The sequence below is a fragment of the Mucilaginibacter sp. 320_HR genome (genome assembly GCF_059691875.1).
The window spans coordinates 430,384-445,108 of the sequence record NZ_JCAWAI010000003.1 but is presented as its reverse complement, the minus strand read 5'-3'; the positions used below and the strand labels follow the sequence as shown (position 1 = coordinate 445,108).

General features: G+C 45.0%; 15 protein-coding genes. 8 read left to right on the top strand and 7 right to left on the bottom strand.

The features are described 5' to 3' along the window. Window positions 1–32: 32 nt before the first annotated feature. Window positions 33–2,000: a glycoside hydrolase gene (locus AC59GT_RS12510; protein WP_497237951.1), complete on the top strand. Its 1,968-nt coding sequence runs from the start codon at window positions 33–35 to the stop codon at window positions 1,998–2,000. Between the two features lie 168 nt (window positions 2,001–2,168). Next, window positions 2,169–2,651, top strand: a complete 483-nt coding sequence (locus AC59GT_RS12505; protein WP_497237950.1) for a DinB family protein — start codon at window positions 2,169–2,171, stop codon at window positions 2,649–2,651. 13 nt (window positions 2,652–2,664) lie between these two features. On the opposite strand, the gene AC59GT_RS12500 is transcribed toward AC59GT_RS12505, so the two are convergent. Genes AC59GT_RS12500 through AC59GT_RS12490 form a run of 3 tightly spaced genes read right to left on the bottom strand, consistent with a single transcriptional unit; the run spans window position 2,665 to window position 3,852 of the window. Continuing rightward, complete coding sequence (locus AC59GT_RS12500) at window positions 2,665–2,877, bottom strand: hypothetical protein (RefSeq protein WP_497237949.1); 213 nt, start codon at window positions 2,875–2,877, stop codon at window positions 2,665–2,667. Between the two features lie 31 nt (window positions 2,878–2,908). Next, on the bottom strand, window positions 2,909–3,277 hold the full coding sequence (locus AC59GT_RS12495; RefSeq protein WP_497237948.1) for a hypothetical protein: 369 nt from the start codon (window positions 3,275–3,277) through the stop codon (window positions 2,909–2,911). A 14-nt stretch (window positions 3,278–3,291) separates the two neighbouring features. Further along, window positions 3,292–3,852 (bottom strand): RNA polymerase sigma factor, encoded by a 561-nt coding sequence (locus AC59GT_RS12490; protein WP_497237947.1) that lies wholly within the window; start codon window positions 3,850–3,852, stop codon window positions 3,292–3,294. Window positions 3,853–3,997: 145 nt separating this feature from the next. On the opposite strand from AC59GT_RS12490, the gene AC59GT_RS12485 reads away from it, so the two are divergent. Then, complete coding sequence (locus AC59GT_RS12485; RefSeq protein WP_117383468.1) at window positions 3,998–4,363, top strand: CoA-binding protein; 366 nt, start codon at window positions 3,998–4,000, stop codon at window positions 4,361–4,363. Here the strand turns inward: AC59GT_RS12485 and AC59GT_RS12480 are convergent, their stop codons facing one another. Beyond that, window positions 4,364–4,933: a C40 family peptidase gene (locus tag AC59GT_RS12480; protein WP_497237946.1), complete on the bottom strand. Its 570-nt coding sequence runs from the start codon at window positions 4,931–4,933 to the stop codon at window positions 4,364–4,366. It lies immediately after the preceding gene. A gap of 436 nt (window positions 4,934–5,369) precedes the next feature. On the opposite strand from AC59GT_RS12480, the gene AC59GT_RS12475 reads away from it, so the two are divergent. The 4 genes from AC59GT_RS12475 to dcm all read left to right on the top strand — a co-directional run bounded on the left by AC59GT_RS12475 (window position 5,370) and on the right by dcm (window position 8,144). Beyond that, window positions 5,370–6,173, top strand: coding sequence for a hypothetical protein (locus AC59GT_RS12475; RefSeq protein WP_497237945.1), 804 nt, complete (start codon window positions 5,370–5,372; stop codon window positions 6,171–6,173). Between the two features lie 43 nt (window positions 6,174–6,216). Continuing rightward, window positions 6,217–6,633, top strand: coding sequence for a very short patch repair endonuclease (locus tag AC59GT_RS12470; protein WP_497237944.1), 417 nt, complete (start codon window positions 6,217–6,219; stop codon window positions 6,631–6,633). Between the two features lie 63 nt (window positions 6,634–6,696). Next, window positions 6,697–6,927, top strand: coding sequence for a helix-turn-helix domain-containing protein (locus tag AC59GT_RS12465; RefSeq protein ID WP_497237943.1), 231 nt, complete (start codon window positions 6,697–6,699; stop codon window positions 6,925–6,927). Then, complete coding sequence (gene dcm, locus AC59GT_RS12460; protein ID WP_497237942.1) at window positions 6,927–8,144, top strand: DNA (cytosine-5-)-methyltransferase; 1,218 nt, start codon at window positions 6,927–6,929, stop codon at window positions 8,142–8,144. Before AC59GT_RS12465 ends, dcm begins: the two co-directional genes overlap by 1 nt. Here dcm and AC59GT_RS12455 read toward each other — a convergent pair. The 3 genes from AC59GT_RS12455 to AC59GT_RS12445 form a co-directional block, all read right to left on the bottom strand. Beyond that, the gene (locus AC59GT_RS12455) at window positions 8,141–9,451 is read right to left on the bottom strand and encodes an MvaI/BcnI family restriction endonuclease (protein WP_497237941.1); all 1,311 of its coding nucleotides are present in this window, start codon (window positions 9,449–9,451) and stop codon (window positions 8,141–8,143) included. The two genes, dcm and AC59GT_RS12455, sit on opposite strands and share 4 nt — an antisense overlap. A 513-nt stretch (window positions 9,452–9,964) precedes the next feature. Further along, window positions 9,965–10,648 carry a hypothetical protein gene (locus tag AC59GT_RS12450; RefSeq protein ID WP_497237940.1) on the bottom strand — a complete coding sequence of 228 codons (684 nt, stop codon included), beginning with the start codon at window positions 10,646–10,648 and terminating at the stop codon, window positions 9,965–9,967. Continuing rightward, window positions 10,648–13,386, bottom strand: coding sequence for an MBG domain-containing protein (locus tag AC59GT_RS12445; protein WP_497237939.1), 2,739 nt, complete (start codon window positions 13,384–13,386; stop codon window positions 10,648–10,650). Before AC59GT_RS12445 ends, AC59GT_RS12450 begins: the two co-directional genes overlap by 1 nt. A gap of 268 nt (window positions 13,387–13,654) precedes the next feature. Here AC59GT_RS12445 and AC59GT_RS12440 point away from each other — a divergent pair, with 268 nt between their 5' ends. Next, the gene (locus tag AC59GT_RS12440) at window positions 13,655–14,581 is read left to right on the top strand and encodes an N-acetylmuramoyl-L-alanine amidase (protein ID WP_497237938.1); all 927 of its coding nucleotides are present in this window, start codon (window positions 13,655–13,657) and stop codon (window positions 14,579–14,581) included. The last annotated feature ends 144 nt before the right edge of the window (window positions 14,582–14,725 follow it).

Genomic DNA, 14,725 nt, shown 5'->3' with positions numbered 1-14,725 from the left:
TGTAATTTGGACAGGAATAGATCAACCTTAAAGTGAAAGAACAATACTTATCTAACAGGCTTTTCAGAGCTGCCTTATTTTTATTTTCAATCTGCTGCTGCTTATATGCCAGTAATGCTTACAGCCAGGCTGAGGTAGAGCCCTGGGGAAATATCAGGGGTATACGCCACAAGGGCCAGCTATACGCATTTGAGTCCAGCATTCGGGTAATCTCGAAAGACGGCAGGAATGTATATGCCACTGCAAAAGAACGCCAGCAGCCTAAATACAAACGGAGTGGTAAAAGCCAGATAGTAAGCACCCGCATAGATAGCTTGTACTTTACCGAGGCTGTAACAGATGTGAGTGGCGGTAAGGTTAAGGTTGTTGTGCAGGCGGATGCAAGAAAGGACATGACAGTTAAAGGTGTGTTCTTCTGCATATCACTCCCCAACGAAGAGTACCAGGATAGTCGGGTAGAGTTATCCGGTGTAAAGAACGATTCCCTCAAGGAGGCTGCTCCTGAATTTAGCAATACCTACCTGAATGTTCGCGCAAAAAGCATCCAATTCACAGCTTCTAAGCGAAAACTGAAGGTTTCTTTTGATCAGCCGGAAATGGTGATTGTTCGCAGGGATCCAACTAGGGGTCTTGAATTGTACATTCCGGTAGCTTTGGCAGAAGTTAAGAGTGGTGCGAAGCCAAGTAAAAGCTTTACTATTAAAACATGGGGCGAGATTGATGAACAGCCAATAACCATGGCAATAAACACATCGCAGCAGGGCCGGATATTTGAAGGTTTGGGCGGCAACTTCAGGCTGCAAAATCCTAAGACAGATCCGCAGGTAATTGACTATAGCTTAAAGAACCTGCGTGTTGCCTATGGCAGGGTAGAAATGCCTTGGCGCCTATGGCAGCCTGAAAAAGATATAGACCCAACTGCTGCAGCCAGAGAAGGTAAACTAAACCCAGCTGTGCTAAAAGCCATGCAAATGGGCAAACGATTAGACAGCGCAGGTATGCCGGTTATCCTGTCGGGCTGGTTTCCACCTCAATGGGCCGCTTTGGGTAAGCTGAACATGAGGCCAACGCCTCAAGGTGTATGGGGCAACCAATTAGATCCTGCAAGTATGGACGCTATCTACAAATCAATAACTGATTACATTTTATACGTTAAAGAAAAGTATGGTTTCGAGTATAAAATGTTCTCTTTTAATGAAAGCGATCTGGGTATCAATGTGCGGGCAACACCAGAAGAGCACCGCGATTTTATAAAAGGTTTGGGAGCTTACATGGCTTCAAAGGGGTTAAAGACTAAGATGATGCTTGGAGATAACTCCGACGCGACGACTTATAAATTCATCTATCCCGCGTTGAACGATCCAGCTGCCAGACCTTACATCGGTGCTGTATCTTTTCACTCCTGGAGAGGTTGGGAAACGGAGATCCTTCAGAAATGGGCAGATGCTGCCAATCAGCTTAATGTGCCTTTAATAGTAGGTGAGGGCAGTATAGATGCAGCCGCGTGGAACTACCCGGATATCTTTCAGGAGCAGACTTATGCACTGGAGGAAATAAACCTTTATACCCGCTTACTGACTATTTGCCAACCAATTACCATATTGCAATGGCAGCTTACTGCCGACTACTCGCCGCTAATAGGTGGCGGAATATTCGGCAACAATGAGCCACTGCATCCCGGGCAGAGGTTTTGGAACCTTAAACAGCTTGCCACTACACCTAAAGGCCTTTTTGCTATGCCGGTTACTACAGACCGCGCCGGAGTGTCAGCAGCAGCCCTGGGTGATAATAGCAAAGGTGTATATGCATTACATCTGGTTAATAACGGCAGCACCCGCGAGGTTACACTCACCGGGTTGCCAGCCAATGTTAAAGCGCTGAGGTATTATATTACAACTACAAAGTTGAATATGAAGGAAGAAAAGATGGTTGAAATAAAGAACGGTATAGCCAAATTTAAGCTACCTGCGGTGAGCTATGTAACGCTTATAAGTAAGTAGCCGGACCTTTAGTTAGCATTCGCCAAATCCTCATAGCCAGACTAATAGAATGCACTATCGAACATATTAGTGTGGTACAACATTAGCGCGCGGTGGGATTTTTGGTACAAACAACCAGGATAGTCTTACTAATCATAAACTTATGTGGAGCAAAGCTGTTCACTAACTATGATAACTGCAGAAAGATTGAATGCGTCGCTGGAAAGTGTCCTTCACGGCGATCCATGGTATGGTCCGAACACATATGATATTCTAAGTAGCATTACACTAGAAATGGCTTATGAACTGCCGGAAGGAAGTGTGCATAGTATTGCAGGTATCATGTTGCATATGCTCAGCTGGACGCAGGAAGTAACAGCACGCATGAACGGTAAACTTGCGGGCGAACCATCGGGCGGTGACTGGCCAGACCCGGGAATACCTGATGAACATAAATGGCAGCAGTTGCTTTCGAGCTTTAAATTAGCCAATGTTACGTTGAGCGGCGAGATATTGAAATTTCCAGAAGATAAATGGAGTGCTCCAACCAATGATAAGCGCAACCCTGCACTCGGCACAGGTGTAACCTACAGCGAACTCATAAAAGGTTTGATACAGCACCACATTTATCACAGCGGCCAAATAGCTTTACTTAAAAGATTGCTAAGCTAACATCAAGCGAAACTTACACCAGCTCCTCGCAATTAAATCCGGCAATATGCAGGATGTGTTTAATGGTTTGCGGCTCAATATTGGAGCTAACCACGCGCAGCACTTTGTCGCAGTCTTCCAGGTCAAAGTTATACTGGCGTATATCAGCCAAAGCAGTTAACAAAGGCTTTACCCGGCCTGCTTGCAAGGGTGTAGTCACGTTTGTTTTAAATATAAGCACATCCATAGGTCAATTTATTATAGCTAATATAACATGGTTAATTATCCGCTTTAGCTTCCTCTTTGGGCTCTTGCCAATCCCAGCGGCGTTTGCCCCAGTCACAGCGATCTTTCCAGCGCTCCTTAAATTGCGCACGCTCGTCCGGCCCCATATTACGAAAGCGCTCTTCCATCATTTGCTTACGTCGCATCCATGGTGCACCTCCTCCGCGAGGTCCGCCAAAGCCAAATAGTATCTTACTTAAAATGAATATGCCTGCGGCTTGCCAGTAGGAAATAGTTCCTACGTGTAAAATGTCAGGTAAAAGTGCATTCCACAGCAGCATAACCGCATAGCTGGCGAGTGCTAAACAAGCAAGTATTCCAAATGGAATTAAGAATAATTTTTTTCTATTATGTTGTTTCATCTTAATAGGTAATTTCAATAATCATTTAATTCTTTATACAGCTGCTTCAGCCTTTTGCGTAAGTGCAACACTGCATACCGCTTCCGAGATACAAGCGTATTGGTATTTTCTCCTGTGCGTTCTGCTATCTTGTCGAAGGGAACGTCCTCAAGTTCATGCCATACAAATACCTGCCGCTGATTTTCAGGCAATTCGTCGAGCGCCATAAAAAGTTGCTCCCAAAAAAGATTGCTGATATACTCCGTTTCCGGGGTACGTGCTTCGGTCAGTAGTATCGCTTTTAAATCAGGCAGATCGTCGTCATCTTCTGTTGCAGCGCCAAGCATGTCATCCAACAAGGTCTCTGTGTGCTTCTTATGCTTGTCGAGGATCTTGTTGCGTGCTACCCGATACAACCACGCTCCGGTCTGCTCAATAGGTTCTGCATTAAGCACATTGCTAAACTGGTACCAAACATCCTGCAGAATGTCTTCAGCATCAGCATCGCTCTTTACTCGTTTGCGAATAAACCCCATCAGGCTCTTACCGTACGACGCTATGGTTTGTACGATATGGCTGTTCTTGTCTCGGGGCATTGCAACGCTGGTCACTTTTGTATAACTGTTTAAAGATAAGACGAGCGGCGCGAGAAAACATTTTAAAATATTTTTGATTAAGGACAACTATTTACAGCTGTAAGGAAGAAGTAAAACCATTAGCTATCTTGGTCGTTATTTAGCTATGGCAACCAAGAAGACACTTATACTAGGCGCAACGCCAGATCCCAGCCGATATGCTTACCTTGCCGCAAACCGGCTTACAGGTCATGGGCACCCAATTGTAAACGTTGGTATTAAGACAGGTGCTGTTGCCGGTGTGCAAATTGAAAAGCCGGAAGCTATCCACAGCGACATAGACACCATCACGCTCTACGTTGGCCCGCAGAACCAGCCGCCACTGTACGATTACATCCTGGCGACAAACCCGAAGCGGATCATCTTTAACCCGGGTACCGAAAACTCCGAACTTAAGAAGCTGGCGCAGGAACGCGGCATCGAAACGGATTACGCCTGCACGCTGGTACTGCTTAGCATAGGGCAGTATTAACTAAAACACCTTCACTACTTTCACGAAACGCTGCATATAATCATCGTTCATGGTGGTTTCTACAACGCCTTTGGCTTTACCCGAAGTTGAGTGGATAAAGGTCACAGGCGTGCCCTTTTCTGATACCACAATGCCCATATGGCCCACAACACGGTCACTTGGATCAGTGCCGGTGAAGAGGATGAGGTCACCGGGGGAGGCCTGTTCTAAGGGGATCTCGTGCTCTACATCGGTGAAATCCTTGGAAGTGCGGGGAACCGCAATACCAAAATGGTTAAACACATACGTTATAAAGCCCGAACAATCAAACCCTTGCGTGGGGTCTGTAGAGGCGTATTTATAGGGAGTTCCGGTTAGCGTACGGGCATAGGCCACCAGGTCTGTAGCGGCTACATCAGCTGTTTTTACATGGTTTTGGCCGGGTGTGCCGTCTGTTGGGGGAAGGGTAGCTGTAGTGGACTGTACCTTGCCGCTGCTGTCTTTAGCGGTAATGGTGTAGGTGGGCTCGTCGGGATTGCCGCAACCCAGTAAAAGCATCATTATCATCATTAACGAACCGGCTAAACGCATACCATTAATACACCCGAACGCTAAATTTGTGTGACTCTACCGGCAAGTACCCCAACTGTACCACTGTAACACGAAAAGGTGTTACACCTGATACACCTAAAACAGACTAAATTTTGCTAAGTATTTACTAATAAATATTTTAGGAAATATACATGTTTAAACATGTTACACTTTTGGGAACCATGTTACAGTATTTGAGCTATTTTGCCGTCGTGATACAGTTTTGAGTGCCTGTTTCCTGATGAGCAAAAACCTTTAAAAACCACATTTTTTTAAGTCGACCAGCATTAGGTTGAAAATACTGTATGGGCCTATCGGCGTATTTAGCCACCGTTCGCAATTGCTATTTGGAAATGATAGTTATGTTAGCAGTTTGCCGATGAATTTGCAAACACGGCCTTTAAAACCTGTTACTGCTTTTTTAGTTTTATACACTATGCAGAGCCCGAACCAAGCGCCATCTAAAAACCCCATTAAACCGTACGAGACCATCATATCCGTTGTTTACGTCGGGTGGGTAATTGGTACCTATTTGCTCGGGCTGGTATTCCTGAACATGTACACCAGCGAAGGTTCGGCTACGCTGGCCTGGTGGGTGTGCGGTATATTGTTTCCGGCGGCGGTGTACATTGCCCTACGCGGCGTGTTTTCAAGCGGGAGCAAATGGTACGGCTTTTTCGGCTACTTTTTGGGAGCGTGCATGGCGTTGTTTGTGACAAGTTATTTTACCTCTATAAAAACCGAACTTCTACTATCGGCATTGCTAAAACCGACCACCACTGAAACCCTGAAGATAAAAGACATAGAAAAGATAGTTTACCGCAAAACCGGGTGGGACCGTACCGACGTTACTTTTATATACCACGGCCAGCCGCTTACGCTGGAAGCAAGCCGCACCGCATATTTCCTGTTGAAGCAAAAAAAGCAGCTGGTGATAAAAATAGGGCGATCTTATAACGGCAATTACTTTGTTACCGATATAGATGTACCGCAGAGCGAACGCTGGAAGGCACGCTGGCTCTACCTTAAAGATTGGGGTTGGCGCTACCTATGGGTGCCCATAGTAATTGCCGCTTTAATAGTGTTAATATCTGTCCGCGAAAAGTTTTTCCCCCATGTAAAGCCTATTGTATGGAGCTGGCAAAAAACACTGCTGGTGATTATGGTCTGTATAATAGGTGTAGTAATGTTGTTGTATGCAGGGCTAGTTATTTATATAAAGTTTATTTATAAGCCCTGAAGAGCAGGTTTAAACAAAGAAGAATACCTGCCGTTTGTTAGTTATGGCAGATGTGCACTCTAAAGAAACCCGAAGCTACAATATGTCCCGAATACGCAGTAAGGACACCAAGCCCGAACTGCTGGTGCGTAAGTTTCTGCACGCGCAAGGTTTTCGCTACCGCCTGCACGTTAAAGATCTGCCGGGCAAACCCGATATTGTTTTACCTAAGTATAAGACGGTCATTTTCATACATGGCTGCTTTTGGCATGGACATGAGGGCTGTAAGTATTATGTGGTACCCAAGACCAGAACCGGATGGTGGCTTAATAAAATACAGGGCAATGCTGCTAATGATAGTAAAGCAGAAAAGCTGCTTAGAGCAGCAGGGTGGCAGATAATAAAGCTATGGGAATGTGAGCTAAAACCTGCAAATTTCAAAACTACACTTGATAATTTAGCAGCCTCTCTCAAGACTTAATAAATCGCCAAAGTTCACTTATATCCGATTGACTTATAGTCGAATAGCAGATACCTTTCCGAGATGGATATTCGGAAGAAAATTGGTTTGCGCATAAAGGAATACCGAACCAATTTAAAACTCACCCAAGAAGCTTTAGCCTTTAAAGCAGAGATAGATAAGACTTACATTAACGAAGTAGAGAACGGGAAAAGAAACGTTTCTGTAATAAACCTCGAAAGAATAATTTGTGCACTTGATGTCACTTTAAGAGAATTCTTCAATAGTGAAGCTTTCGAAGGGAGGCTTAACTAATGGCAGTTAAATCTTCTAAAGCTTATTCTGAGCTTGTAAGTGATGAATTAGACTCGGCAGTACTCACCCATTTTGTTGTAACAAAAAATCCAGTTTACAAAGACAAGGCGTACGCCATAGCAAAAGAAAGTAAGAGCGATTTCCATGAACCGGAACTATTGTACCAAGCTGTTCAGCGAAACTTGTTTGATGTAACAGATATTCCTTTTCCCGGACCTAAAAAGGGAACAGAAAAATTTACTTTTATTGACCTTTTTGCTGGTATTGGCGGCTTTCGTCTTGCGCTGCAAAATGTAGGTGGCCTATGTGTTTATAGTTCGGAGTACGATAAGTACGCTCAAAAAACCTACTTTGCTAACTTTGGGGAAACACCATTTGGAGATATTACCAAGGACGAAGTAAAATCCTTTATACCGAAAAAGTTTGATATTCTTTGTGGGGGCTTTCCATGTCAGCCATTCTCAATAGCAGGCGTTTCCAAAAAGAATAGTTTAGGTAGAAAGCACGGATTTGAAGATGAAAAACAAGGTAACTTGTTTTTTCATGTCACCGAAATAATTGAAAAGCACCGACCAAAAGCTTTCTTTCTTGAAAACGTAAAGAACTTGGTGTCTCATGATAAAGGAAATACTTTCAAGGTAATAAAACAGACGTTAGAAGACCTTGATTACTCATTTGATTTTCGTGTACTAAATGGAAAGCATTTTGTGCCACAACATAGAGATAGGACATTAATCGTTGGTTTCGATAAGCGGAAATTTGGACAGGATATAAAGTTTGACTTTAATCAGGTTAAACTACCTGAGCCTTCCCATCAAATAAAATCGATATTGAAGGATAATGTTGATCCAAAATATACTTTAACAGATAAGCTATGGGAGTATTTGCAACAATACGCAGTAAAGCATAAACTAAAAGGGAATGGTTTTGGGTTTGGGCTTGTAAATCTTGAAGGAATATCCCGGACGATAAGTGCGCGATACTATAAAGATGGCGCAGAGATATTAATTCCGCAAGTTGGAGCAAACCCTCGGAGGCTGACGCCAGAAGAATGTGCCGCGTTGCAGGGATATCCGGTAAATCAAGGCGATAAAAGTTTTAGGATACCAGTTTCCGACAACCAGGCTTATAAGCAGTTTGGCAACTCGGTTGTTACACCGCTCATCGAAGTTGTGGGTAAGGAATTAGTAAATTTACTGACGTCATTTAAAATCTAAAGCGCTAATATGTTTACTATTTCACTTTGATGGTATAAAAACGACAGATTACCTGATTTGATTCTGAATTGGCTCCTTCTTTTTATTTCAGGTTTAGTAGATGCATTTTCCATTTTTATACCGGGATCATAATAGATATTGCCAACAGCCATTTGTCCTAAAAATAGCTGAAAATCTGTTCCATATCCTAAAAGTACGTTATTCCCATACATGTACTTTTGCGTAGGCGTTTTTACAATTTGTGAGGGTACATAACATGCTTGATTATGCTTCCGATTCCAATGTTTGATTAGGGAAGTGAAACTCCAGCTAGAGGCTTCATTTCCATTTTTATCAATTAATGAAATTGATCCATTTACATTTCTAATCTTAGTAGTAGCGGTATCAAACCCAACAAGCTCTAGAGTCAAACCTGTCAGAGGTTGATTTATACCAGACTTGTGAATTCCGCCGAAGTTAAGGCGGTCTGGTCTGCCACTTTTATCATTATATCCATATGTTCTTATGAATGGATCTATTCCTTTGTCTACATAAAATCCTCCAGTAGGTTCTGGCGTCATTAAGGTTATAACTTCGCTTGAAAGTTTTTCAAAGTTGTTAGCTTTAAATTGTTTTATCTCATAACCTAAAAAGTCTGGCTCGGAATAGCCGTTTGCTGAAATTCCTAACTCCGCCTCTAACGTATAACCTCCACAATTCGAAGAAACACAGGGTAATATTTGTCCACTCTTATGTAATCTCTTAGATTCTATCCAGCCGGATTTATGTATTCTTAGTAACTCCTTCAATAGTATTCCGCGGTGATCTATCTCTGGCTCAAGTTCTAATATTCTAAAGACCCCATGAGCAGTGGCACCTTGCATGGAATTGATTCCGTTAGCCATTTCTGAATCTGGCGCACACACATAACCTAGTGTTAATCCACTTTTAGCAACCCCTAATAAAAGCAGACGTCCAGGTAATCGAACCGTCATCAAATCTGATGGAGCATGTACGGAATTTAATAGAAAGCCTGAAAAGCGTACCTCTGGATATTTTGGATATAGAATAAATTGCGAGTTGGGTGCAGGGGAAATATTACCTTCATCTGTTATCCATGCAAAGTTTATAGTGGCTTTAAACCTTTCTTTCTTCCAATCACCGGAAGCATCTCCTTTAATGTCACTAATTGGAAAGATATTTAGTATATCGTAGCTACCGCTTAAATAAACTTGGTTCTTGGAATTGTCGTTCGCTGATAAGGTTTTTACATAAACTTTTTCACATCCATTATCAATAAAAACTTGTTTAAGCGCAGCTAGGTTCATGAATTTAAGACTTAATTCTAAACATAGAAATTTATTTCCAAATTTTGCTTCTTGGTTGACATCTTAAGAATGGTGCCATCTTTTAATGGTAAGAGTTAGAGTGAATTGTGTGTTTCTGTTCATGAGAAATGCCTTTACTCTATCATCGCTCGCAATGACGAACGTGTTTGGTCGTTCAGTATCCCTCGCATCATTGCGAGGTACGAAGCAATCTCCGTATAGAACGGAAGTCGGCAAGCATGTCGGGAGATTGCCGCGATATCGCTCGCAATGACGATAGTCCTAACCCTCTTTGCGCATAGCGGAGAGAGGGTCGACGGGCGAAGCGACGTCGGGGTGAGTCGGCCAGCGTTAGGGATTGTAAGGGTTTAGCCCGTAGGGCCGGAGCGAAGCGCAGCCCTACAAAGCCCGGCCGCAGGCAACGCCCACCTATACTTCGGCCTGACCGAATCTCATGTTAGTGTTAGTAACACCTCCTCTAAATACGCTTAAACAGTCGCTAAGCTGTAAATGCTACTTTACGTAAAAGTTGCTGATGCCAGAGTCGGATATGTTGCCGTTCGCATCTATACTTACCACGCGCCAGTAGTACGTAGTGTTGCTGCTTACGGTAACATCGTTCACAAAGCTGTCGGTAGTGCGTTCACGGAAAACGTCGGGGTTGGCCTTTGGTCCAAAGTAAACTATGTAGCCGGTGATGTTATTGTCTACAGCAGAACCTTTCCAGGTAAGGTTTACTTTGGTGGTACCGTTGTCAAACAATTGGCCAAAAGTTGGGGTAAGCAGTTCGGCCGGGTAAGGAGCGAAAGTGGTGATGCCCGGCCCTGCATTGTAAAACTTCCATATTTCGCTATCGGTAACAATAGTGTTCCGGCTCGCTTTAGATTTTACATGCCACGAATACGGGGTATTGCGCAGCAGCGTAACGGTTGCGTTTGGGGTAGTGGTTTCCTGGGTGCTTTCGGTAGCGGTTAACAGGTTTTTAATGGTGAGCGTGTATGCCGAAGCGTTATCGGCAGCATTCCAGCTAAACGCAACAGCGCTTTCTGTTTGCGATACTACTGTACCGGTAAAGCAGGGAAGGTCTTTAGCGGGCGCTATTAATATAGCCGCGCCAGGTGCCGGTCCGGGGCCTCCCTTTTTCCTGCAGCCTGCTGCCAGGATGCAAATGAACAGGATATAGATGTATTTCTTCATTACTTCTTGATGATTTTAAAGCCGCTGGTACGTCCGTCCAGGCTTAGGTTTAAGTAGTACAGGCCGTTTGGCAGTGCCGAAAGGTTTAGCTCCAGCACGCCTGCTTTATTGGTGAAGCTTGCGGTATGCGCCGGCTTGCCATCTGTAAGGCCAAAAATGTTCACCTGTACGTTCTTTACGTTGTCGTTACCCACGTTCACATACAGCACGCTGTTAAAAGGGTTTGGATAAGGTACCAGCCGGTCGTTCACGGTGATCACCTTTTCTATAATGCCCTGGCACAGCGCGTCGGTAGTAACGGTAACCTTGTTTACCCCGTTCATCAGCGGCAGGGTAATGTCCCGCTGGGTGGTTTGGTATTTATTGTTGTTGATGGTGATGGTGTAGTTTTTACCGCCATCCAGCTGCAGGTTAACGTTGTTTAAAGTTTTGTTAACGGTGGTATATACCGACAGGTCCTTAGGCTCGCTGATGTTGACCTGGTTACATTGCGAAAATACCTCGTTCTCTACCGTAAAGCAGAGCGAGTAATTGCCTGGCGACAGGTTGCGGATGGTAAGCGTATCGGTAAACTCGATAGGGTTGTTAAGGTTGTTACCGCTGATAACTACCGTGTACTTCAGCTTTTGCTTTGTAGAAATAAATATCGATCCGTTGTTACTGCCTTTGCAGGTAACACTGTTCAGCTGTAGTTTAAAGTTATCGGGAGCCAATTTTAACTGGGCAAGCACGTTGGTGTACAGCGAGTAGGTGGTGTAATTGCGGGCGGAAAGAGAAACGTTGTAACCGCCTGTTTCTTTAGCTGCGTAGGTGCTGTCGGTAGCGCCCGGGATAGGGATGCCGTTAAACGTCCACTGGTAAGTGTAGCCACCTTTGTTGGGGCTAGCCTTTAACAATACAAAACCGCCCTTAACTATTGATGTAGCACCCTGCGCTGTAATGGTAGGTATAGGGAACACCGTTAACTTACCCGGAACGTAGACGAACGAATAATTAGCAGCTTCTGCACCGCTCACTTGGATGGGGTAATCGCCTACGGCAGATGTTTTAACCGCGGTAGTTTGCGTTGTTGCCAGTTTGGTGAGTACAGCTGCGGAGTCCTTATAAACAAAGCCGGTGTAGCTAACCGGCAGCTCAGGGTTGTCGAACCCGTCGGTACGGATCACGTCTACCGCTTTTACGGTTAAAGGTGCTTTGTTTACCACCAGCTGCTGCGATACAGCAGGGGCGGGCAGGTAGTTTACGTTACCCGGCTGGCTGGCGGTAATGGTGGTTGTACCCGCGCCAACAATATGTATAACGGAATCTTTTAAGATAGTTGCCACCGCGGGATTGCTGCTGGTGTACCTGATTTTAATGAGGGTATCGGTACTGGTGGCGCCCGGCGGAAAATCGGTATCGCCGTATGTTTTTGCCGGGAGTTTATCAAACGTGATGGTTTGCGTACCAATGGCAACCTCCAGGGTAACTACCGCGCTTGCCGATCCTTTGCTGTTATAGGCGGTTATGGTATACTTTGTTGCGGGGCTAATTACTTCAGGCGTGCCGGTGATGTTACCATTGCCGTCCAGCTCCAGCCCGCGCGGCAGGTGAGGTGTAACTGTATAACCATGCACAGCTACCTTACGAATTACGCTGCCGTAAGGTTCGGTTACGATCATGTTGTCGGCACCGTCGTAAAACAGGCCCATGCTGCCCCTGTAGCTGCTGAGGGTATCGGTTCCGTCAACAATCTTTCGGAAGCTACCGCCCGAGAATGGGATGTTACCTATCTGCTTACCATCCGGACCAAATTGCAGGATGCTGAAGGTCTCCACATTGGTCATATACACCCGGCCAAGGTCATCTACTGCAACGCTGTAAGGTTTTTTGTTAAGTGTATCAGTAAGCGTAGTAACCTGATTGGTACTAGCAGTAAACTTACGGATAGAATTATTATTCTGATCGGCAATATATAAGTCATGATTTTTATCAACTGCTATGCTGTAAGGGATCTTAAAACTCGCAGTAGTGACTGCTCCGCCGTCGCTATTGCCGTAAGCGCCTGTTCCTGCTATGGTGGCTACATATCCGTCAGGTGTGATGCGTTTGATTTTATTATTATAAGTATCAGCAACGTATATAAAGTCGTTAGCATCTACGGTTAAGCTGTATGGCAGGTTAAACCTTGCGGTGGTGGTATAGCCATCAACATCTCCTGCATTAACAAAACCCGCCAAAGTGGTGACCAACCCTGTTGGCGTAATCTTACGGATCATGCTATTGCCCCGGTCAGCTACGAACACATTACCTTTAGAGTCAACTGCTACGCCTGTAGGGTAATTGAAACGCGCAGCGGTGTCTTGTCCGTTCAGGGCTCCGGGTTTTGCTTTCGGGTTACCTGCCAGTACACTTACCACACCGCCTTTCGAGATCTTCCTGATAACGTTGAGGTTCGCGTCCGCCACGTAAATATTGCCGGATTTATCAATAGTAGCATTCACCGGGCTGGCAAACCTTGCAGCCAGCGCTACAGTTGTATCTTTATAGCCGTAGAAGCCATCGCCTGCTATAGTGGTTACTTTAGAATAACGCTCGTTAGGTACAGCGCCGCCTGTGGATGTTACCGTAACGGGTGTGATCTTAGCGCCAACATTAAACTTTGCAGTAGCGGGGTAGCTTATTTGAGGAGCCTGGGCAAAAGATTGGCCTGTAACTAGTATAAGGGCCAGTAAAAACAGGGAGTAAAGTTTTACCATATGATGGGCTTAGGTATCTATGAGTTAATGTTTTATGCCGATAAAAATAAGGATAATTTCACAAAAACGCAGGTGCTTTTCGCCAGAGGAGAAATTTTATAGCGCTTGATGCAATAATTAAACATTTTAGGAGTTAGGTTTATGTTCTCCTTCAGCAGGCCGGCGCTGCCATTCTGCATTCCAATCTTGTAATTACTAACTTAGCTGCGTTAACAGCTGGTTTGTGCGTCTGTCGCGAACAAATAGCCTGTAGTTTGTTTATATCACCATGCCAACATTTACTTTCCGCATTGTTCCCATAAAATTTTGTGTATTGATTATTGCTGCCGCGGTAGCGCTTTCGAGCTGTTCGCGCAAGGGCCCTTACGCGCTTACCAATGAGGTTCACCACAAGCAAACAGATAGCCTCGTAGCTGTGCTGCAGCAGGAACTCCCGGCTGCACTGCTGGACAGCGTCGGCAAACCAATCGCCAGCGAATGGGTGGGTACGGTTAACTTTAACCTGCGTAAACCCAACTACGTTATTATCCATTACACCGCGCAGGACTCGCTCGCTCAAACGCTAAGAACTTTCACCTTAGTAAAGCCGCAGGTGAGCGCCCACTACGTGGTGGCTAAGGACGGCAAAGTGGTACACATGCTGAACGATTACCTGCGCGCCTGGCATGCAGGTGTGAGCAAATGGGGTACCATCAGCGATATGAACAGCTGCTCGATTGGAATAGAGCTGGATAACAACGGTAAGGAACCTTTTGCCCCCGCGCAGATGAAAAGCTTGCTGGTGCTGCTTGCCCAGCTTAAAAAAGCTTACAACATTCCAACAGCAAACTTTATTGGTCATGGAGATATTGCTCCGCCCCGTAAACCTGATCCTGGCGCGCTGTTCCCGTGGGCTGTGCTTGCTCAAAAAGGCTTTGGCATATGGCCGGGTGTAAACATTCAGCCTGCTCCCGAAAATTTTGATACCACAACAGCGCTGCGGCTGATTGGCTATGATACCAGCAACCTGCCAGCAGCTATTGTTGCTTTTAAGCGTCATTTTATACAAGCAGACGTATCGCCTCAGTTAACACCGTGTGACCTGGATGTGCTGTTTAATTTAAGTGGGATGACAATGGTTACGCCTGTGCCTGCCGTACCGGTTGTGACGCCAGCAGTGGTCGCACCGGCTCCGGTTGCGCCATCCGTTCCTTAGAGGCTAGAGGTAATTAGCTTGTTATCGTTTGTGTTTTGTAGGAGAATGTTGTTCTTCTGCGGCGAAACACACCCGCCCCTCTCAAGAGGGGAATAAAAAAAGGCGAAAGGTTCATCACCCTTCGCCTTTAAGCTTTTACCTTTC

Excerpts from the sequence above, each read along its gene's own strand:
- AC59GT_RS12470 (WP_497237944.1), top strand. The coding sequence starts at position 6,217 with ATGGCAGATGTGCACTCTAAAGAAACCCGAAGCTACAATATGTCCCGA.
- AC59GT_RS12505 (WP_497237950.1), top strand. The coding sequence starts at position 2,169 with ATGATAACTGCAGAAAGATTGAATGCGTCGCTGGAAAGTGTCCTTCAC.
- AC59GT_RS12475 (WP_497237945.1), top strand. The coding sequence starts at position 5,370 with ATGCAGAGCCCGAACCAAGCGCCATCTAAAAACCCCATTAAACCGTAC.
- AC59GT_RS12500 (WP_497237949.1), bottom strand. The coding sequence starts at position 2,877 with ATGGATGTGCTTATATTTAAAACAAACGTGACTACACCCTTGCAAGCA.
- AC59GT_RS12445 (WP_497237939.1), bottom strand. The coding sequence starts at position 13,386 with ATGGTAAAACTTTACTCCCTGTTTTTACTGGCCCTTATACTAGTTACA.
- AC59GT_RS12465 (WP_497237943.1), top strand. The coding sequence starts at position 6,697 with ATGGATATTCGGAAGAAAATTGGTTTGCGCATAAAGGAATACCGAACC.
- dcm (WP_497237942.1), top strand. The coding sequence starts at position 6,927 with ATGGCAGTTAAATCTTCTAAAGCTTATTCTGAGCTTGTAAGTGATGAA.
- AC59GT_RS12455 (WP_497237941.1), bottom strand. The coding sequence starts at position 9,451 with ATGAACCTAGCTGCGCTTAAACAAGTTTTTATTGATAATGGATGTGAA.
- AC59GT_RS12490 (WP_497237947.1), bottom strand. The coding sequence starts at position 3,852 with ATGCCCCGAGACAAGAACAGCCATATCGTACAAACCATAGCGTCGTAC.
- AC59GT_RS12450 (WP_497237940.1), bottom strand. The coding sequence starts at position 10,648 with ATGAAGAAATACATCTATATCCTGTTCATTTGCATCCTGGCAGCAGGC.
- AC59GT_RS12485 (WP_117383468.1), top strand. The coding sequence starts at position 3,998 with ATGGCAACCAAGAAGACACTTATACTAGGCGCAACGCCAGATCCCAGC.
- AC59GT_RS12440 (WP_497237938.1), top strand. The coding sequence starts at position 13,655 with ATGCCAACATTTACTTTCCGCATTGTTCCCATAAAATTTTGTGTATTG.
- AC59GT_RS12480 (WP_497237946.1), bottom strand. The coding sequence starts at position 4,933 with ATGCGTTTAGCCGGTTCGTTAATGATGATAATGATGCTTTTACTGGGT.
- AC59GT_RS12495 (WP_497237948.1), bottom strand. The coding sequence starts at position 3,277 with ATGAAACAACATAATAGAAAAAAATTATTCTTAATTCCATTTGGAATA.